This window comes from Mycobacterium sp. SMC-19, assembly GCF_045310815.1.
GTDB lineage: Bacteria > Actinomycetota > Actinomycetes > Mycobacteriales > Mycobacteriaceae > Mycobacterium.
Window position 1 is genome coordinate 417385 of the sequence record NZ_JBJIAM010000003.1, and the last position, 18511, is coordinate 435895.

The 18511-nt window shown below is 67.6% G+C and carries 19 protein-coding genes; 8 read left to right on the plus strand and 11 right to left on the minus strand.

The window, feature by feature from the left end:
* Positions 1-3: 3 nt before the first annotated feature.
* Together ACJH5R_RS09555 and ACJH5R_RS09560 are read right to left on the minus strand one after the other, a co-directional pair.
* Complete coding sequence (locus ACJH5R_RS09555) at positions 4-1254, minus strand: GAF domain-containing protein (RefSeq protein WP_406781806.1); 1251 nt, start codon at positions 1252-1254, stop codon at positions 4-6.
* Positions 1251-1901, minus strand: coding sequence for a response regulator (locus ACJH5R_RS09560; protein ID WP_406757731.1), 651 nt, complete (start codon positions 1899-1901; stop codon positions 1251-1253). The genes ACJH5R_RS09555 and ACJH5R_RS09560 overlap by 4 nt, the downstream gene beginning before the upstream one ends.
* A gap of 118 nt (positions 1902-2019) precedes the next feature.
* Here ACJH5R_RS09560 and ACJH5R_RS09565 point away from each other — a divergent pair, with 118 nt between their 5' ends.
* From ACJH5R_RS09565 to ACJH5R_RS09575, 3 genes are all read left to right on the plus strand, one after another.
* Positions 2020-2553 (plus strand): HAD family hydrolase, encoded by a 534-nt coding sequence (locus ACJH5R_RS09565; protein WP_406757730.1) that lies wholly within the window; start codon positions 2020-2022, stop codon positions 2551-2553.
* A gap of 72 nt (positions 2554-2625) precedes the next feature.
* Positions 2626-3282 (plus strand): L,D-transpeptidase, encoded by a 657-nt coding sequence (locus ACJH5R_RS09570; protein ID WP_406757729.1) that lies wholly within the window; start codon positions 2626-2628, stop codon positions 3280-3282.
* A gap of 322 nt (positions 3283-3604) precedes the next feature.
* On the plus strand, positions 3605-6331 hold the full coding sequence (locus ACJH5R_RS09575; RefSeq protein ID WP_406757728.1) for a DUF4236 domain-containing protein: 2727 nt from the start codon (positions 3605-3607) through the stop codon (positions 6329-6331).
* Positions 6332-6426: 95 nt separating this feature from the next.
* Here the strand turns inward: ACJH5R_RS09575 and ACJH5R_RS09580 are convergent, their stop codons facing one another.
* From ACJH5R_RS09580 to ACJH5R_RS09620, 9 genes are all read right to left on the minus strand, one after another.
* Positions 6427-7677, minus strand: coding sequence for an HNH endonuclease signature motif containing protein (locus ACJH5R_RS09580; protein WP_406757727.1), 1251 nt, complete (start codon positions 7675-7677; stop codon positions 6427-6429).
* A 71-nt stretch (positions 7678-7748) separates the two neighbouring features.
* On the minus strand, positions 7749-8624 hold the full coding sequence (gene mmsB, locus ACJH5R_RS09585) for a 3-hydroxyisobutyrate dehydrogenase (protein ID WP_406781807.1): 876 nt from the start codon (positions 8622-8624) through the stop codon (positions 7749-7751).
* Positions 8625-8662: 38 nt separating this feature from the next.
* Positions 8663-9826 (minus strand): isobutyryl-CoA dehydrogenase, encoded by a 1164-nt coding sequence (locus ACJH5R_RS09590; RefSeq protein WP_406781808.1) that lies wholly within the window; start codon positions 9824-9826, stop codon positions 8663-8665.
* Positions 9827-9835: 9 nt separating this feature from the next.
* Complete coding sequence (locus tag ACJH5R_RS09595; protein WP_406781809.1) at positions 9836-11356, minus strand: CoA-acylating methylmalonate-semialdehyde dehydrogenase; 1521 nt, start codon at positions 11354-11356, stop codon at positions 9836-9838.
* A 122-nt stretch (positions 11357-11478) separates the two neighbouring features.
* On the minus strand, positions 11479-12051 hold the full coding sequence (rfbC, locus tag ACJH5R_RS09600; RefSeq protein ID WP_406781810.1) for a dTDP-4-dehydrorhamnose 3,5-epimerase: 573 nt from the start codon (positions 12049-12051) through the stop codon (positions 11479-11481).
* A gap of 1 nt (position 12052) precedes the next feature.
* Entirely contained in the window at positions 12053-13060 is a 1008-nt protein-coding gene (gene rfbB, locus ACJH5R_RS09605) for a dTDP-glucose 4,6-dehydratase (RefSeq protein ID WP_406757722.1), read from the minus strand.
* A gap of 98 nt (positions 13061-13158) precedes the next feature.
* Complete coding sequence (locus ACJH5R_RS09610) at positions 13159-14016, minus strand: LLM class F420-dependent oxidoreductase (protein WP_406757721.1); 858 nt, start codon at positions 14014-14016, stop codon at positions 13159-13161.
* A gap of 22 nt (positions 14017-14038) precedes the next feature.
* Positions 14039-15529, minus strand: coding sequence for a flotillin family protein (locus ACJH5R_RS09615; protein WP_406757720.1), 1491 nt, complete (start codon positions 15527-15529; stop codon positions 14039-14041).
* A gap of 22 nt (positions 15530-15551) precedes the next feature.
* Positions 15552-16046: a hypothetical protein gene (locus ACJH5R_RS09620; protein WP_406757719.1), complete on the minus strand. Its 495-nt coding sequence runs from the start codon at positions 16044-16046 to the stop codon at positions 15552-15554.
* A 404-nt stretch (positions 16047-16450) separates the two neighbouring features.
* Between ACJH5R_RS09620 and infA the strand changes: the two genes are divergently transcribed.
* From infA to rpsD, 5 genes are all read left to right on the plus strand, one after another.
* Positions 16451-16672 (plus strand): translation initiation factor IF-1, encoded by a 222-nt coding sequence (gene infA / locus ACJH5R_RS09625; RefSeq protein WP_003418601.1) that lies wholly within the window; start codon positions 16451-16453, stop codon positions 16670-16672.
* Between the two features lie 54 nt (positions 16673-16726).
* A complete protein-coding gene (rpmJ, locus tag ACJH5R_RS09630; RefSeq protein WP_003879483.1) occupies positions 16727-16840 on the plus strand; it encodes a 50S ribosomal protein L36 in 114 nt (37 codons plus the stop codon).
* 171 nt (positions 16841-17011) lie between these two features.
* Positions 17012-17386 (plus strand): 30S ribosomal protein S13, encoded by a 375-nt coding sequence (gene rpsM, locus ACJH5R_RS09635; protein WP_024443769.1) that lies wholly within the window; start codon positions 17012-17014, stop codon positions 17384-17386.
* A 5-nt stretch (positions 17387-17391) separates the two neighbouring features.
* Complete coding sequence (rpsK, locus tag ACJH5R_RS09640; protein ID WP_046189661.1) at positions 17392-17802, plus strand: 30S ribosomal protein S11; 411 nt, start codon at positions 17392-17394, stop codon at positions 17800-17802.
* Between the two features lie 15 nt (positions 17803-17817).
* Positions 17818-18423 carry a 30S ribosomal protein S4 gene (gene rpsD, locus ACJH5R_RS09645; protein WP_406757718.1) on the plus strand — a complete coding sequence of 202 codons (606 nt, stop codon included), beginning with the start codon at positions 17818-17820 and terminating at the stop codon, positions 18421-18423.
* Positions 18424-18511 lie beyond the last annotated feature (88 nt).

Here is an 18511-nt window from a genome sequence, read left to right on the forward strand (position 1 = left end):
GATTCACGCCCGCGCTGCGGGGGACGGGATGGGGATGGTGGCGGTGACGGCGGTGCCCGCCCCCGGCCGCGACCGGATGTTGAGCCGGCCACCGACCAGCTCGGCGCGTTCGGACATCGACAGCACCCCGTAGCCGCCCATCTCGTCGCCGCCCACCGGGTGCTCGAAGGTGTCGAAACCCACGCCGTCGTCGATGATCTCCAACCGCGCGGTATCGGGATCGGCGGTGATCGCGAACCCCAGCCGCACCGTCGTCGCGGCCGCGTGTTTGACCACGTTCTGCAGGCCCTCCTGCGCGATCCGGTACAGCGCCAGCTCGATGTGTTCGGGCAGCCGGGTCTCGGCCAGGTCCAGCTCAATCGTGAGTTGCGGGATGGACTGGGCGAGGCTGGCCAGACCACCGGACAGGCCCAGATCGTCGAGCACCGGTGGCCGCAGCCCGCTGATCGCCACGCGGGTCTCCTGCAGGGTCAGTCCGGCGAGTTCACGAGCGGCCTCCAGTTGCGCCGACGCCTCGTGCGGATCGTTGCCCACCGCGCGGGCAGCGGCATCCAACCGGTAGGACAGTGTCACCAGCCGCTGCGAGATGCCGTCGTGGATATCGCCGGCCAACCGGCGCCGCTCGATCTCCTGGGCTTCGATCACCTGCTCGACGAAGAGCTCGTGGGCACGTTCGCGCGCCACCAGCTGCCGGTGCAGCCGGGCCTGGTGCATGGCGCCGGCAATGAGCCGGCCGATCACCCGCAGCAGCTCGACGTCGCCGGGGGTGAACTCGCGGCGCGTCACGGTGTGCACGTTGAGCACACCCACCAGCCCGCCCGGATCGGTCTCCATCGGCACCGACACCATCGAGGTGAAGTCACGCCCGCGCAGCGACTCGATCGGCAGGTAGCGCGGGTCGGACTCCTTGTTGTCGCTGATCACCACCGGCTCTCGGTGCCGCGCCACCCAGCCCGACACCCCCGATCCCAGCGGCAGCCGGATCTTGCCCACCTCGGTGTCGAACGGCGGGGTCGCGCCGGTCAGGGTCAGCGAGCGCTCGGTGTCGTCGAGGACGTGCACGAAGCAGACGTCGGTGCCGGTGGCTGCGGTGATCATCCGGGCGGCCGCGGCGGCCAGCGGTTCCACTCCGGGCCCGCTGGAGGCGGCCTGGATGAGCTCCCGCAACAGCGCCAGCTCATGGTTGGCGTCGACGAAGTCCCGTACCGCATTGGGTTTGCGGGGGCGGGAGCGCGGGCCGCCTGCGGAACTCACCGGTAGATGCCTTCGCGCAGTGCGGTGGCCACCGCACCGGTCCGGTCGGAGACCCCGAGCTTGCGGTAGATCGAGCGGAGATGGGATTTGACCGTCTCGTCGCCGATCACCAGCTTGGTGGCGATCCCGCGGTTGGACAGCCCGCTGACCATGTAGGCCAGGATCTCACTTTCCCGCTGGGTGAGCCCCTGGCGGGCGCCGGGCCAGAACTCATCGCGCTGCAGGCGGGCGGCGGTGCCGGCCGCCCGTGCCGCCAGACCCGGGTCGATCACCGTCTCACCGCGGTGCGCCAACTCGATCTGGTGCACCAGATCATCGCTGCTGATGCTCTTGAGCAGGTAGCCGCTCGCGCCGACGCGCAGCGCCTCGAACAGGTACTGCTCGTCGTCGTAGACCGAGAGCATCACGACCTTGCGCTCCGGGTCGCGTTCCCGCAGCGCCAGGCACAGGTCCAGGCCGCTCTCACCGCGCATCCGCACGTCGCACAGCACGACGTCCGGGTCGGTCTCGCCGATCACGGCGATGGCCTGCTCGGCGTTGATCGCCTGCCCGACCACTTCGATCCGGTCGGTGAACGCGGTGAGCATGGCCCGTAGGCCCTCGATCACCATTTCGTGGTCGTCGACGAGGACCAGGCGCACGGGCATAGCAAGACAATAAAGCCTCCCGCGGCGGCCCCCGGAACGGTTCCATCGGGCGATTTCCCCGCCCAGATCCCCCCAATGGGGGAGGACACCCGCGCTCGTTTCCGGCACGGTGTCTGTTATGCAGATCACAACTGAACTCGCGACATGGACCGGTCCGGGCCGCCCGTTCTGGTGGGACCAGATGCACCCGGATGCCGAGGTTTACCCCCTACAAGCGGTGATCTTTGATCTCGACGCGCTCGCCGACGCTGACGGTGAACCCCGGTCGGGCCTGGTGGACCTGGTGTTGAGCCTGTTCGCCACCGGTCTGTGGATCGCAGTGGTCGGCGCCGGCCCGCGTGCCTGGGTGCAGGAGCGGGTGCGCGAACTGATCGGCGACGGCATGGCCGAGACCGTGGTCAGCGCGGACGACCTGACCGGTCCGGCCGGTGATGCCGAGCTCTACCGGCTGGCGCTGTGGGAGCTGGGCATTGTGGCCGGAGAGGCGCTGGTGATCGCCGGATACGAGTCCGGGGCCCGTACCGCAGCCGCGATCGGCCTTCCGGCGATCTACGCGGGTTCCAGTCGTTATGACGGGTTGCTGGCCAACGGATGCCGGGAGTTGCAGTCGCAGCGGGTGGTCGCCCGATTCAGCTCCCGCGAAGCGGGTTGATCTCGGCGCCGGTTGCCGCCGCGCCGCAGTCATTGTTTGACGCTGACGCCTCCGGTCGCTGACCATGATGTGGTGCGTCGACTGGTGGTTCTTTGGTGCGTAGCGCTGTGTGCGATGGGAGTGACATCGGTGACCGCGCCGCTGGCCGCGGCGGTCGTCGAACCGTGGTTCGGAAATGCGGTCGGCAACGCCACCCAAGTCGTTTCGGTTGTCGGAGTGGGTCATTCGACCGCAAAGATCGACGTCTACCAACGGACGCCCGCAGGCTGGGAACCGGTCGCGGCCGGGATCCCGGCGCATGTCGGCTCGGCGGGCATCACGCGAGAGACCAAGGAAGGCGAGCCGTCGACCCCGATGGGCATTTACACCCTGGATTCGGCGTTCGGCACCGCGGGAAATCCCGGCGGTGGCCTGCCGTACGTGCAAGTCGGGTCCGACCACTGGTGGGACAGCGACTCGGGCAGCCCGACCTACAACACCATGCAGGTCTGCAAAAAGGCTCAGTGCCCGTTCGACACGGCGGTCAGCGAGAACCTCAACATCCCGCAGTACCGGCACGCGGTGGTCATCGGCGTCAACAAAGCCCGCATACCCGGTGCCAGCTCTGCCTACTTCTTTCACACCACCGACGGCGGGCCGACGGCGGGCTGCGTGGCGATCGATGACGCCACACTGGTGAAGATCATCGGCTGGCTACGGCCCGGCGCGGTGATGGCAATCGCGAAGTAGCCGGCAGGCCGCAGATCAGCGCCAGAACCCGGACGGCAATGGGCAGAATGCGAATCTGGAGTTCCTGGCCGCCAAAAACCGGAGAAGTCGCAAGCGTTTCAATGTTGCTATGAAGGGGCCGGCCCCGACCCCTCGCGTCGAGATGCCGCCCCTCATACCGAAGGCGCCGCCGCCAATACCGAGTCGCGTGGCGTGACGGTACCCGTGCGCCCACCGCGCCGTAGCAAAATGAGGAGCGGTCAAGATGTAGAACTGAGGCCGCCGATTCTGTCGTCGCTCGCCACCGATGGCGCCCGCCTGTTCCTGCCGCCAGAGCTACCCAATGATGGCCGGCTGTTCTGGCCCCCGCAAACATGATGTGTGGCACGATGCCGTCGACAGGGACGAAAGACGAGGCATCGAAGTGAGCTTCTATCTGCGCAAAAGCATCAAGGCGGGCCCGTTTCGGTTCAATCTGAGCAAATCCGGCATCGGTGTCAGTGCCGGTATTCCGGGGTTCCGTGTCGGCACCGGCCCGCGCGGACATTACGTGCACATGGGCCGTGGCGGCGTGTACTACCGGGCAACGCTCGGCCCTAGGTCGCAGCTACATGCCCCGCCACCCACCAAACCGACGCAGGGCGTTTCTGGTCAGCCTTTTCGGCCCAGCGGCGTGGTCATGGAGGACGTCACCGGCAGCACGGCCTTCGAGTTGGAGCCGACCAGTAGTGACGACGTGGTTGAGCAACTCAACGGCGCGTCGAGCCGGGTGGCATGGGGCTGGTGGGCGATCGGCGCGGTGTTTTTGCTCGGCTTGTCGACGCTGCCGTTCGGACTGATCGTCTGGGTATTGGCGGCTCCCGGGTGCGCATGGCTGGTGCTCAACGACCGCGCGCACAAGACGGTGGTGCTGTTCTACGACGTCCACGACGAGCAAGCGTCCTGGTTCGACTCCCTGGTGACGCAATGGGATTGGCTGACAGACTCGCAGCGGGTCTGGCGGGTGCTGCAATCGGGTGCGGTGACTACCACCTATCAGTTCAAGACGAACTCCGGTGCCGGAAGGCTGCTGTCGCGGGTGACGGGCTCGGCGACGACGGCGGGCCCCAAGGAATTGGCCACCAACATCGCCGTCCCGTCAATCCGGGCAGGCAAAGCTGCCCTGTACTTCCTGCCCGACCGCGCCCTGATACAGGAGGGCAAGCACTTCAGCGACGTCGGCTACGCGCATCTGCACGCGTCTGCTGGCCGCACCCGATTCATTGAGGACGCTGCTCCGCCCGGCGACGCCGTCCAGGTGGATTACACGTGGCAGTACGTGAACGTCAAGGGCGGACCTGACCGGCGCTACAAGGACAACCGCCAGCTACCGGTGATGCGCTACAGCACCCTCGACATCACCTCCCCGCAAGGGCTGCAATGGCAACTTCAAGTGTCCCGCGATGGTTCTACCGACGCGGTGGCGAAGGCACTGTCGGCGAGTCGCGGCCCGCAAATCCGTACCGCCATCGAGCCGATAGCCCAGCAAATTCCGCAGCTCAATACCGTGACCAAACCGCGCAATCCTGCTTCCGCCCCCGACCCGGCGCCACCTGCGTCACGATCCGACTCCGTCGGCACCGGCGGTCCAAACCCCGCACCCACCGCAACGGCATCGGATATTCCCTGCGCTCTGCTCACCCGCACGCCTACAAAGCACACCGTCGACGGCGTTACATTCACGGCGATCGACATCGAGACCACCGGCTTGGACCCCAGCGCCGATCAGATCGTGGAGATCGGCTTGGTCAAGTTCACCGCGGACGGCACGGTCCTCGACGAGTTCGCCACGTTAGTCGACAGCCCTGGTTCAAGTCTTGGCGCCCGGGAGGTCCACGGCATTCTCGACGACGATCTCACCGGGGCGCCGCGCCTGGACCAAGTGCTGCCGGAGGCGTTCGCGTTCATGGCGGGAACTGCCCTCGTCGCCCACAATTTGGACTTCGAGGGTGGATTCCTTGCTGCCGCCGCGGCTCACACCCGGCTGACTCTGCCGCCGGTGCTCGGCCTGTGCACGTTGCAGACCTCCCGGCGACAACTCGAAGGGCGGGCATTCAGCCTGACGTCGATGTACAAAACAGCCACCGGAGGCTGGAACGATCAGCGGCATACAGCGCTCGGCGATGCGCGCGCCGTCCGTGAGGTGCTGCTCTGGTTGCTGCGTACGTCACCTCACCGGCTCTACTTGACGCAGGCGCCGCCCGCCGCAATACCGGTGCCCATGCGGCAGTGCGCCATCAGCTGTCGACCCGTCGGGCTTTCCCGCGCCTCGGTGGCGGAGCTTCTGGATGCATTCCCGCAGTCACCGGTGATACGAGTCGGTGACCCACTGGCGATCTCGCAGTATCAGGCTGTTCTCGCCGATGCCGTGGAAGACGGCCGGTTGACTTACGAGGAAGCAGCTGCGCTCATCGACCAGGCCCGCCTGACCCGACTAACCGGTACCCAGCTTCGACAGCTTCACCAGAAGGCCTGGGAAGCAGCGTTTCCCGAGCATCGCTCCGACTGGGCCACTTTGTCCGCCACCCACCGCAAGGAGATGTATCTGCTCGCCGACGCCCTCGGTTTGACCGTCCTGGCCGAGGAACTTCGTCACGTCATCGAAGCCAGCGCCGAGCCCCCACCGTCTGCCGAGGCCCGTTACCTTCGGGGTCTGCGCATCGCGATCCTCGGTGATCACAGCGAAATCATCGAGCTGCGTAAAGAGGCCGAATCGTACGGCGCCAAACTCGCTGTCAACATCACCAAGACCGTCCGGTGGCTGGCCACCTCAACCCCGGAGGCCACAGACTCGCGGCATATCACCGCCCGCGCACTCGGCATCCCGATCATTAGCCCAGCCGAGGCCCGCGCGCGGCTTTTGGAAGCCGTTCGGGAGGCCGAACTGAAAGCGTTTGAACGACAACGCCAGATCGACGAACAGCTCGCGCAGCGCCGACAACGAGAAGCCGAGGCCGACCTGTACTGGCGGCCCACTTGGCGATCGTGGGAACTTGACTATGATCCGCCGCGTCAGTCGTGGGGCGACTGATTCCGCTCAGCGGGCTTGCGGTGACACCGACCGCGACAGCAGCTCCCCCGCACATGCCCTGCAATCGGGCCTGGGCTGCAGATTGATACGGCCAATCAGTTGGTGCTCGGCGGTGCTTGGGGTTGGAAGGGTTGGTACCACCACCAGTCGGCTCGTTCGCCGGTCGGCCCGGGGCAGGGTGCGACTACCGGTGGCGGGTTGCGCGGTGGGCGGGCCAGGGATCCGGGGTGCAGTTGTCGGCCGTCTGTGTCGGCGACGAGGAGATGACCGGCCGGCCCGGCGATGGTGATGATGCCTCGGTGATGCAGCCGGTGGTGGTAGGGGCAGACCAGGACCAGGTTGTTCAGTTCGGTGGGGCCGCCGTCTTCCCAATGTCGGATGTGGTGGGCGTGCAGGCCGCGGGTGGCGCTACACCCGGGCACGGCGCAGGTGGCGTGGCGGTGTTCGAGGGCGCGGCGCAGTCGACGGCTGATTGTGCGGGTCGATCGACCGCACCCGATCACTTCGCCGGCGCGCTGGAACCACACTTCGCAGGTGGCGTCACAGGTCAGGTATTGCCGCTCGGAATCGGGCAGTAGCGGGCCCAGGTGCAGGTTGCCGATGTGCTGTTCGACATCGAGATGCACCACCACGGTGGTGCGTTGACCGTGCGGTCGTCGTTGTACTTCGGTGTCCCAGCCGGTCTCGACCAGCGCTAGGAACGCATCGATCTGGGTCGGCATCGGGGGATCGTTGTCGGGCTTTGCGCTGCTGCTGTCGCGGTCGCGGCTCCACTCGGCGACCAGGGCATCAAGATGTGACTGCAGTGCAGCGTCGAGCATCGCTGATTCGGTGTGCGGCAAGGCGATGCGCCAGATGTCGAGCTCGGCGTTGGAAGTCTTGGTGATTGCCGGTTGCAGGTCGGACCGTGGAGCGGGGTCGGGGCGTGGCTCCAGTTTGACGGCGGTGCGTAGCTGGCTGACGGTGGCTACACCGGCGAGCTGGGCGTAGTGCTCATCGGATCCGTCGGCGGCTCGTTGGGCGATGACGCCGACCTGGTCTAGCGAGAAGCGGCCCTCCCGCATCCCCTGGGTGCAGCGGGGAAACGCTTCGAGTCGGTGTGCCACGGTCGCGATGGTGTGCGCGTTGCCCGGCGACGTCCCGGTCTTCCAGGCCACCAGCGCGGCGACCGAGCGTGCCCCGGTAGCGCCCCACAGTTCGTCGTGGTCGATTTCGGCGATGATGTCCACGATGCGGCCGTCGATCGCGTTGCGCTGGCCGGTCAACTCCGACAGCTCCTCGAAGAGCACCTCAAGACGTTCGCCGGGACGCGCTTCGGCCCCGGCTGAGGTCGCGGTCGCGGACATGGCATCAGCATGGCAGCAGGGTCTGACAAGTTTGAGCGGCCCGATCGTGAACGATCAGGCCGGCGGGGCACTCAGCTCTCGCGCAGCAGGTTGATCACCGCGCTGAAATCCTGCGCGCCGTGTTCGGCGGCGAAGTCGCGGTAGATCGCCGCGGCGTGGCTGCCGAGCGGGGCGGCCGACCCGGTGGAGGCGACCGCGTCCATCGCCAGGCCCAGGTCCTTGTTCATCAGCGCAGTGGCGAAACCCGGCTCGAAATTGCGGTTCGCCGGCGACGTGGGCACCGGCCCCGGGACCGGGCAGTTGGTGTGCAGCGCCCAGCAGTTCCCGGTGGCGCCGGTCATCACGTCGAACAGCGCCTGGTCGGCCAGGCCCAGCTTTTCGGCCAGCACGAACGCCTCGGCGACCGCCACCTGCTGCACGGCCAGCACCATGTTGTTGCAGACCTTGGCGGCCTGGCCGGCGCCCGCCGCACCGCAGTGGATGATCTTGGCGGCCATCGGTTCCAGCACCGGGGTGGCTCGCGCCACTGCGGCGTCCTCGCCGCCGACCATGAACGCCAGTCGCCCGGCAACCGCACCGGTCACGCCACCGGAGACCGGCGCATCGAGCTGGGCGAACCCGTGCGAGCCGGCCAGGGCGTGCACCTCGCGGGCGTCGGCCACCGAGATGGTCGAGCTGTCGATGAACAGGGTGTCGGGAGAGGCCGCGGGCAGGATCTCGGCGTAGCAGCCCTTCACCGCGTCCCCGTGCGGAAGCATGGTCACCACCGTGTCGGCGCCGGCCACCGTCTCCGCGGCGCTGGCATGGATGCTCACGCCGTGTTGCTCGGCGGCCGCGGTGGCGGCCGGCGCCGGGTCGAAGCCGCGCACGGTGTGCCCGGCGGCGACCAGGTTCGCCGACATCGGCCCACCCATGTGGCCCAGACCGAGAAACGCGACGATTGCCATATGTGCTCCTAAGTGGCCCGGGGGCCCGGGTGGCGGGGTTACTGGCCGGAGCGGACGCGGGCCGCCTCGGCCCGGCCGATCACCAGCCGCATGATCTCGTTGGTGCCCTCCAGAATGCGGTGCACCCGAAGATCGCGGACGATTTTCTCCAGACCGTATTCGCGCAGATATCCATACCCGCCGTGCAGCTGCAGCGCCTTGTCGGCGACGTCGAAGCATGCGTCGGTGACGTAGCGCTTGGCCATCGCGCACAGCTCCACCTTGTCGGGGGAGTTGTTGTCGAGCGCGGTCGCCGCGCGCCACAACAGCAGCCGTGAGGTCTGAAGCGCGGTGGCCATGTCGGCGAGGGTGAACCGGATCGTCGGCTCGTCCAGCAGCGACTTGCCGAATGCCGTCCGGTCAGCCAGGTAGCTGCCGGTCTTGTCGAACGCTGCCTGGCCGCCGCCCATCGAGCAGGCGGCGATATTGATCCGGCCGCCGTTGAGGCCGTTCATCGCGATGGCGAAACCGTTGCCCTCCCCGTCGGGACCGCCGAGCATCGCCTCGGCCGGCACCCGCACGCCATCGAAGATCACCTGCGCGGTCGGCTGGGAGTTCCAGCCCATCTTCTGCTCGGCGGCACCGAAACTCAGCCCCGGCGTGTCCTTTTCGACGATGAACGTGGAGATTCCCCGGGGGCCGTCACTGCCGGTTCGGGCCATCACCACGTAGACGTCCGAGACGCCGGCGCCGGAGATGAACTGCTTGACGCCGTCGAGCACGTAGTCGTCCCCCGAGCGCACCGCACGCGTGCTCAATGCACTGGCATCCGAGCCCGCCCCGGGCTCGGTGAGGCAGTAGCTGGCCACAACCTCCATCGACGCCAGTCGTGGCACCCAGCTCTTGCGCTGGTCTTCGGTGCCATAGCTGTCGATCATCCAGGCACACATGTTGTGGATCGACAGATAGGCGGCGATCACCGGGTCGGCGATCGAGAGCTGCTCGAAGATCCGCACCCCGTCCAGGCGGCGCAGCCCGGAGCCGCCGACGTCGTCGCGGCAGTAGATCGCCGCCATCCCCAGCTGGGCCGCCTCCTGCATCACGTCGACCGGAAAGTGGTGGGTGGCATCCCATTCCAGGGCAAAGGGGGCCAGTCGCTTGTCGGCGAACGCTGCCGCGGTGTCGACGATCACCCGTTCTTCGTCATCCAAGATCGTGTTCATAAAGCGGCCCTATTGCATTGTGGGGATGTGGAATTCAGCGCCGTCCTTGATGCCCGAGGGCCAGCGCTGGGTGACGGTCTTGACCTTCGTGTAGAAGGTGATCGACGCCGTCCCGTGCTGGTTGAGGTCGCCGAAGCCGGACCGCTTCCAGCCGCCGAAGGTGTGATAGGCCACCGGCACCGGGATCGGCACGTTCACCCCGACCATGCCGACCTGCACCCGGGAGGTGAAGTCGCGGGCGGTGTCGCCGTCGCGGGTGAAGATCGCCACCCCGTTGCCATACTCGTGCTCGCTCGGCAGCCGCAGGGCCTCTTCGTAGTCGTGGGCCCGGACGATGCACAGCACCGGGCCGAAGATCTCCTCGGTGTAGATCGACATGCCGGTGCCGACGCGGTCGAACAACGTGGGGCCGGCGAAGAAGCCGCCGGTCAAGTCGGCGTCCCCGAACACGGTGTCGTCGCTGGCCCGTTCGCGACCGTCGATCACCAGCTCGGCGCCGGCGGCGACGCCTTGGCCGATGTAGTCGTTGACCCGGTCCAGAGCGGCCCGGGTGACCAGCGGGCCGTAGTCGGCCTTGGGGTCCAGGCTGTGGCCGACCCGCAGGTTGTTGATCCGCTCCACGAGTCGCGACCGCAGCCGCTCGGCGGTCTGCTCGCCGACCGGCACCGCCACCGAGATCGCCATGCAGCGCTCGCCGGCACTGCCGTAGCCGGCGCCGATCAGCGCGTCGACGGCCTGGTCCAGGTCGGCGTCAGGCATCACGATCATGTGGTTCTTGGCCCCGCCGAAGCACTGAGCGCGTTTGCCGTTGGCCGTGGCCGTCGAGTAGATGTACTGCGCGATGTCGGAGCTGCCGACGAAGCCGATGGCGGCGACTCCCGGGTGGTGCAGCAGCGCGTCGACGGCCTCCTTGTCGCCGTGCACCACCTGCAGTACGCCCGGCGGCAGCCCGGCCTCGAGGAACAGCTCGGCGAGCCGCACCGGCACCGACGGGTCACGTTCGGACGGCTTGAGGATGAACGCGTTTCCGCATGCCAGGGCCGGTCCGGCCTGCCACAGCGGGATCATCGCCGGGAAGTTGAATGGGGTGATCCCGGCGACCACGCCCAGCGGCTGGCGCAGCGAGAACACGTCGATGCCGGGGCCGGCACCCTCGGTGTGCTCGCCCTTGAGCAGGTGCGGAATGCCGACGCAGAACTCGATCACCTCGATGCCGCGCTGGATGTCGCCGCGGGCGTCTTCGAGGGTCTTGCCGTGCTCGCGGGAGAGCAGTTCGGCCAGCTCGTCGACATGGGTGTTGACCAGGTCGATGAAGCGCATCATCACTCGGGCCCGGCGCTGCGGGTTGTAGGCGGCCCAACCGCGCTGGGCCGCTGCCGCGGAGGTGACCGCGGCGTCGACGTCGGCGGTGTTGGCCAGCGGCAGGGTGGCTTGCACCTCGCCGGTGTTGGGGTCGAAGACGTCCGTGCTGCGCTGCGAGGTGCCGGCGTTGCGGCGGCCATCGATGAAGTGCGGAATCTGGCGGGTCATGATCGCCAGATTACTAGGACATCCTAGTAAATGCGAGGGGGTGTGATCCTCGAGTGTGCGGATTTGTGGGGTTTGTCGCCGTTGGGCCCACCAATCCGCACAGTCGGCGGGGTGGAGGGGTTCTAGCTCGGCTCCCAGTCGGGGAGAAGCCCGGCGGCGCGGACCTGCGCCAGCGTCGGGGCATCCGCATCGCGGTGCGAGAGCACCAACGGGTGATCGTCGGGCCAGTCGATCCCGATCGCGGGGTCGGTGGCACAGATGGTGTGCTCGCGCTGGGGATCGTATTCAGCGGAGCACAGATACATCGCGGTCGAATTATCTTGTAGCGCAACGAATCCATGCGCCAGTCCGGCGGCGAGATACACCGACCGGCGGTCCCGGGCGTCCAGCAGCACCGCATCCCAGCGGCCGTAGGTGGGGGAGCCGACCCGGATGTCGACGACGACGTCGAAGACCGAGCCCGACACGCAGGTGACGTATTTGGCCTGCCCAGGCGGCAGCTGGGCGAAGTGCAGGCCGCGCAGCACCCCGGCGCTCGATACCGAGCAGTTGGCCTGGCGCAGGTCGAAACGGTGCCCGGCGAACGCGGTGAACTCGCGGTCGGTGAACCATTCGAAGAACGTGCCGCGGGTATCGGTGTGCTGGGTCGGAGTGAGCTCCCACGCACCCGGGATGGTCAGTTCGCGCGCGTCCACGTCAGCGTCCCAGCGCCGCGTAGCGGGCCTCGGAGGACTCTTTGAGCGGGGCCCACCAGGATTCGTTGGCGCGGTACCAGGCGATGGTCTCGCGCAGGCCGGCATCGAAGTCGGTGTGCTCGGGCTTCCAGTCCAGTTCGTCACGCAACGCCGACGGGTCGATCGCGTAGCGCAGGTCGTGACCGGGCCGGTCGGAGACGTGGTCGAAGTCGTCGGGGTCGTGGTCCATCAGCCGCAGGATGGTCTGCAGCACGCTGCGGTTGTCGCGCTCCCCATCGGCGCCGATCAGGTAGGTGCGGCCGATATGGCCGCCGGTCATGATCTGCCAGACGGCGCTGTTGTGGTCGTCGACGTGAATCCAGTCGCGGACGTTGGCGCCGCTGCCGTAGAGCTTGGCCCGGCGCCCGGTGAGCAGGTTGGTGATCTGGCGTGGGATGAACTTCTCCACGTGCTGGTACGGCCCATAGTTGTTGGAGCAGTTCGAGATGGTCGCCCGCACCCCATAGGAGCGCACCCAGGAGTGCACCAGGAGATCGGCGGCGGCCTTGGTCGACGAATACGGGCTGGACGGGCGATAGGGCGTCGTCTCGGTGAACCGGCGCGGATCGTCGAGGGCCAAGTCCCCATAGACCTCATCAGTGGAGATGTGGTGCAGCCGTACCCCCTGGGCGCGCACCGCTTCCAGCACGGCGAAGGTGCCGATCACGTTGGATCGCAGGAACGGCTCGGGGTCGGCCAGCGCGTTGTCCACGTGGGTTTCGGCGGCGAAGTGCACCACCGCGTCGGTTGCGGGATCCAGCTCGGCGACCAGCTCGGTGACCAGCGCGGCATCGGTGATGTCGCCCTGCACCAGCCGGATCCGATCAGCGACGTGGTCGAGGGACTCGCGGCTGCCGGCGTAGGTCAACGCGTCCAGCACGGTGATCGTGGTGCCGGGGCGCTGCGCGAGCGTGCTGTGCACGAAGTTGGCGCCGATGAACCCGGCGCCACCGGTGACCAGCAGATGCATGGGGCAACCCTAACGGTGGGGCGAGTGGTGTCGTGGCTGCCAGCGGGAAAACCACGACGCCGCGTCTGCGTGTCGCGTCGTGAGGTTCCCGCTCGCGTTCAGTCCCGCGGCGTCAACCCGAGCGGCCCGGCCAGCTCCGTCAGTGTCGGCAGCAGGTTCTGCCATCCGCCCAGCACCTGGATGGTCACCTGATCCGCGCCGGCCTCCAAATGCTCGCCCAGCCGGGCGGCGATCTGGCCGGCGGTGCCGTGGGCCACCACCGCATCGATCAACCGGTCGCTGCCCGGCGCGCGCACATCGCGGTCGGAAAAGCCCAGCCGGCGCCAATTGTTGACGTAGTTGGACAGCCGCAGGTAGAAGCCGACCGCCTCGCGTCCGGCCTCGCGGGCGGCGGCGGCATCTGTGGACAGCACGACTTTGTGCTCGGGGGCCAGAAACACCGACGGGCCGACCAGCTCGCGTGCGCTGGCGGTGTGCTCGGGAGTGGTCAGGTAGGGGTGCGCCCCGGCGCTTCGCTGCGCCGCCAACTGCAGCACCTTGGGGCCCAGCGCTGCCAGCACCCGGCGGCTGGTGGGCACCCCGGCCTCATCGAGGGCATCCAGATAGTCGGTCAGGGCGGCATACGGGCTGCGGTACTCGGCGGTGGCCTCGGAGTGACCGACACCGATGCCGAGCAGGAACCGATCCGGGTAGGCCGATTCGATGCGGTGGTAGGACTCGGCGACCTGCTCGGCCGGCGCCGACCAGATGTTGACGATCCCGGTGGCCACCTGAAGGGTCGATGTCGCGGCCAGCAGCGGCTCGACGAACGCCAGGTCGGCGGCCGGCGAGCCGCCCACCCAGATCGCGCCGTAGCCCAGGCGTTCGATCTCGGCGGCCTGCTCAGGGGTGGGGGATCCGAAGGTCCACACCGCGTAGCGGCCCAGGTCGGGCTTGAGTGCGAACGTGTCCGACATCGTGACTCCTCGCTCGTCGCGGTTACTCGGTGGGCAGCGGATACGAGTTGTCGACCGGTGGGGGTTCGGCGGCCTTTGGGCGCAGCATCGCCGCCACGTCCACCCCGGACGCCTTCAGCGTCTCCAGCACCTTGGCAATGCCCAACGGACTGATACCCAGCAGACCGCCGATCGCATCATGCGCATCGCCGGCGCCGCCGACGATCGACAGTCGCTCGATGTCCGACAGCGGCGCGGCCGCAGCCTGGGTGGCGGCCACCACCGAGGCCAACACGTCGGGGAGCATCAGCATTCGGGCCGCCTCCGCGCTGTAGCTGTTGAGGGCGTTGGCGATCTCCTTCTTGCCCTCGGCTTCGGCAAGCAGCTTGGCCTTGGTGCCCTCGGCCTCGGCGACCAGGCTCGCCTTGGCGCCGTCGGCCTCGGCCTGGCGTTCCACCCGCAGCGCGTCGGCGGCCGCCTTGCGAGCGTCGGCTTGGGCCTCGCCGGCTTGTCGGGCCGCCTCCGCCTGGGCCTGCGCGGCCAGGATCGCGGCCTGGCGCTGCCCCTCGGCACGGGCCACATCGGCCTGCCGCTGCGCCTCGGCGGGGGCGATCACATCGGCCTGCAGCGCGGCCTGGGCCTGCTCGGCGCGACGCTGCTCCACCTCAATGCGGGCCTGCACCCGGGCGGCCTCGGCCTGCTCGACGGCGATTCCGACGTCCTTCTCGGCGCGGGCGTGCGCCAGCGGACCGGCTTGGTCGGCTTGGGCGTTCTCGGCCTCGGTCTGGGCACGCAGCCGGGCCAGCTCGACGTCGCGCTTCTGATTGGCGGTGGCGATCGCCGTGTCGGCTTCGGCCTGGGCGACCGCCCCCGCCTGACGGGCCTTGGCGGACTGGATCTGGGCGTCCCGCTCGGCCTCGGCGGTCCCGACCGTGGCGTCCCGTTTCACCTCGGCGATGCGGCGTTGACCCAGCGATTCGAGATAGCCGTTGCGGTCGGAGATGCCGGCGATCTTGAGCACGTCGACTTCCATGCCGATGCGGGACAGGTCGGTGCCGGCTTCCTCGACCACGCTGCGGGCCAGCGTGTCGCGGTTGGAGTTGAGGTCCTCGACGGTCATCGTCGCGGTGATGCCACGCAGGCTCCCGGCGAGGATGTCATTGATCTGGCGCTGCAGATCGTCGAGGTCCGAGGTCAGGAAGCGCTGTACCGCGGTCTGCACGGCATCGTCGGCCGAGCCGATCCGGACCAGGCCGACGGCTTCCACGTTGACCGGCACCCCGTTGTTGGACAGCGCGTTCTGCAGGTTGATGCTGACGTTGAACGGCTCCAACGACATGATGTCGACCCGCTCGATGCCCGGCATCCGGAACCTGGCCCCGCCGCGCACCACCTTCGGCTGACCGCGCCCGGTGAACACCGCGACCTCGTTCGGCGGGACCTTGATGTAGTTCTGGACGTAGATCATCGGCAACACGACCAGCAACAGCAGTGCGGCGACGGTGCTGATGACCACGATCAAGACAAGCGACACGATTACTGCCTCTCCAGCTGGGTTACTGAGCGGGTACTGCGACGACGTGCAGGTAATCGGCGTCGACATCGGCGATGTAGACGCGGGTGGCTTTGGCGAGAGTCTGCGGCTCCGGGCTGATCGCCCGGGACCGGACCCGGTTGCCGTCGGGGTCGACGAAGGCGATCTCACCCCACCCGCCGGGCGGCACGTCGATCGTCACTGTGCCCAACAGGCCGACGTAGGCCGACCGTCCGTGCTGGGAATTGGATTCCTGTCGCCGCAGGTAGGGCAGCACCACGCCGTGCAGGATGAGCGCCAGCGTGACTCCCGTGCCGAGTCCCAACGCACCCGCGGGCAGGGCACTGAACCCGGCCCACGTCCCCACCAGTCCGCCGGCACCCGTTCCGACCAGGGCGGCGGACATTCCGGTCAAGCTCAGGAACGGCATCCCGTCGTGCCCGATATCGGTCAGTAGCAAGGCGGTGAGCAGGGCGATCGCGCCGACGGCGAATGCCGCCAGGTAAACAGCCGTCACCACGCCTCCTGCAGATCGAGCGCCGCCACTTCACCGCTTGTCAGGGTCATCCTCGCATGTCGCGGGCGTGCGTGAACCCGGCGGTTTAGCGAGGCTCGACGCAGGAGAGGTGAAGCTGGGGCCGCCGCATGAACCCCGCGGTTTAGCGAGGCTCGACGCAGGAGAGGTGAGGCTGGGGCCGCCGCATGAACCCGGCGCTTTTGGCGTGGGAGGCGGATGCGGGTATCGTAGGTCGACGGTGCGGCGTCCGCGTCGACTCTTGCGTGTCCAGTCTGAGATTCTTGGGGTTCTACCTGGAATTTCCTGTCACCGGCCCACGTTTTGAAGTCGTAGTCGATGCTGCGCCGTGGCGGGCGCATGCATACGCGACAAGTAAGTCAGACACGGAGGATCGCCGGAGAGTAATGGCCAAAAAAGACGGTGCAATCGAGGTCGAGGGTCGAGTGGTCGAGCCCCTGCCCAATGCGATGTTTCGCATTGAGCTGGAGAACGGTCACAAGGTGCTCGCCCACATCAGCGGCAAGATGCGGCAGCACTACATCCGTATCCTGCCGGAAGACCGGGTGGTCGTGGAGTTGTCTCCCTATGACCTGTCCCGGGGACGCATCGTCTACCGGTACAAGTAGCTCCCGACCGCCCGAAGTACGTCAACCAGCGATTAGAACAGGACCACAGCAGCCGTGAAGGTGAACCCCAGCGTCAAGCCGATCTGCGACAAGTGCAGGGTGATCCGTCGGCACGGCCGGGTCATGGTGATCTGCTCGGACCCGCGCCACAAGCAGCGCCAGGGCTAGCAGTCGCCGGCCCGGCGTAGCCGGGCACCAGCCACAACTGAATGCAGACCTCCCAGTACCAGTGAGCGGATAGGCCGCTCACACACGCCCGGATCGGAGGCCGGGCCCCGGAGCTTTTAGCCGGGAACGGGCTGGGACCATAACCTCCGCTACGAAAGAGGAATGCCACACATGGCTCGACTTGTGGGCGTCGACCTGCCGCGCGATAAGCGCATGGAGATCGCGCTGACCTACATTTACGGCATCGGCCGTACTCGCTCCAACGAAATCCTGGCTGCGACCGGTATCGACAAGGACCAGCGCAGCAAGGACCTGACCGACGACCAGCTCACCCAGTTGCGTGACTACATCGAGCGCAACCTGAAGGTTGAGGGCGATCTGCGCCGCGAGGTGCAGGCGGACATCCGTCGCAAGATTGAGATCGGCTGCTACCAGGGTCTGCGGCACCGTCGCGGTCTGCCGGTGCGCGGCCAGCGGACCAAGACCAACGCGCGCACCCGTAAGGGTCCGAAGCGCACCATCGCCGGTAAGAAGAAGGCCAGGTAATCGTCATGCCACCGAAGAAAGCGACCGGCCCGAAGAAGGGTCAGAAGACCCGCCGGCGGGAAAAGAAGAACATCCCGCATGGTGCCGCTCACATCAAGAGCACCTTCAACAACACGATCGTGACGATCACCGACCCGCAGGGCAACGTGATCGCATGGGCGTCGTCGGGCCACGTGGGCTTCAAGGGCTCGCGTAAGTCCACCCCGTTCGCCGCGCAGCTGGCCGCCGAGAACGCTGCCCGCAAGGCGCAGGAGCACGGCGTGAAGAAGGTCGACGTGTTCGTGAAGGGTCCGGGTTCGGGCCGCGAGACCGCGATCCGCTCGCTGCAGGCCGCCGGCCTCGAGGTCGGCGCGATTTCCGATGTCACCCCGCAGCCGCACAACGGCTGCCGTCCGCCCAAGCGGCGTCGGGTCTAGGAGGACTGAAACAACATGGCTCGTTACACCGGACCCGCCACCCGCAAGTCCCGCCGTCTGGGCGTCGACCTCATCGGCGGCGACCAGGCATTCGAGAAGCGGCCCTACCCGCCCGGCCAGCACGGCCGCGCCCGGGTCAAGGAAAGCGAATACCGACTGCAGCTGCAGGAGAAGCAGAAGGCTCGCTTCACCTACGGCGTGATGGAGAAGCAGTTCCGTCGCTACTACGAGGAAGCCGTCCGTCGCGGCGGCAAGACCGGCGAGGAACTGCTGCGCATCCTGGAGAGCCGGCTGGACAACGTGGTTTACCGCGCCGGCCTGGCCCGCACTCGTCGGATGGCCCGCCAGCTGGTCAGCCACGGCCACTTCACCGTCAACGGTGTGAAGGTCGATGTGCCCAGCTACCAGGTGTCGCAGTACGACATCATCGACGTCAAGGACAAGTCGATCAACACGGTGCCGTTCCAGATCTCGCGTGAGGTCGCGGGCGACCGCCCGATCCCGGGTTGGCTGCAGGTGGTCGGGGAGCGTCAGCGCATCCTGGTCCACCAGTTGCCCGAGCGCGCGCAGATCGTCGTTCCGCTCACCGAGCAGCTGATCGTCGAGTTCTACTCGAAGTAAGACAACTCGGGGTTCCGACCCCGAGTCCCCCGCGGGGATCGCGAGCGCGGCGTAGCCGGGCGAAGCGGATCGCCGCGAGACAACCGAG

Excerpts from the sequence above, each read along its gene's own strand:
- ACJH5R_RS09580 (WP_406757727.1), bottom strand. The coding sequence starts at position 7,677 with ATGTCCGCGACCGCGACCTCAGCCGGGGCCGAAGCGCGTCCCGGCGAA.
- infA (WP_003418601.1), top strand. The coding sequence starts at position 16,451 with ATGGCCAAAAAAGACGGTGCAATCGAGGTCGAGGGTCGAGTGGTCGAG.
- ACJH5R_RS09590 (WP_406781808.1), bottom strand. The coding sequence starts at position 9,826 with ATGAACACGATCTTGGATGACGAAGAACGGGTGATCGTCGACACCGCG.
- rpsK (WP_046189661.1), top strand. The coding sequence starts at position 17,392 with ATGCCACCGAAGAAAGCGACCGGCCCGAAGAAGGGTCAGAAGACCCGC.
- rpsM (WP_024443769.1), top strand. The coding sequence starts at position 17,012 with ATGGCTCGACTTGTGGGCGTCGACCTGCCGCGCGATAAGCGCATGGAG.
- ACJH5R_RS09560 (WP_406757731.1), bottom strand. The coding sequence starts at position 1,901 with ATGCCCGTGCGCCTGGTCCTCGTCGACGACCACGAAATGGTGATCGAG.
- rfbB (WP_406757722.1), bottom strand. The coding sequence starts at position 13,060 with ATGCATCTGCTGGTCACCGGTGGCGCCGGGTTCATCGGCGCCAACTTC.
- rpsD (WP_406757718.1), top strand. The coding sequence starts at position 17,818 with ATGGCTCGTTACACCGGACCCGCCACCCGCAAGTCCCGCCGTCTGGGC.
- mmsB (WP_406781807.1), bottom strand. The coding sequence starts at position 8,624 with ATGGCAATCGTCGCGTTTCTCGGTCTGGGCCACATGGGTGGGCCGATG.
- ACJH5R_RS09565 (WP_406757730.1), top strand. The coding sequence starts at position 2,020 with ATGCAGATCACAACTGAACTCGCGACATGGACCGGTCCGGGCCGCCCG.
- ACJH5R_RS09610 (WP_406757721.1), bottom strand. The coding sequence starts at position 14,016 with ATGTCGGACACGTTCGCACTCAAGCCCGACCTGGGCCGCTACGCGGTG.
- ACJH5R_RS09595 (WP_406781809.1), bottom strand. The coding sequence starts at position 11,356 with ATGACCCGCCAGATTCCGCACTTCATCGATGGCCGCCGCAACGCCGGC.
- ACJH5R_RS09575 (WP_406757728.1), top strand. The coding sequence starts at position 3,605 with ATGATGGCCGGCTGTTCTGGCCCCCGCAAACATGATGTGTGGCACGAT.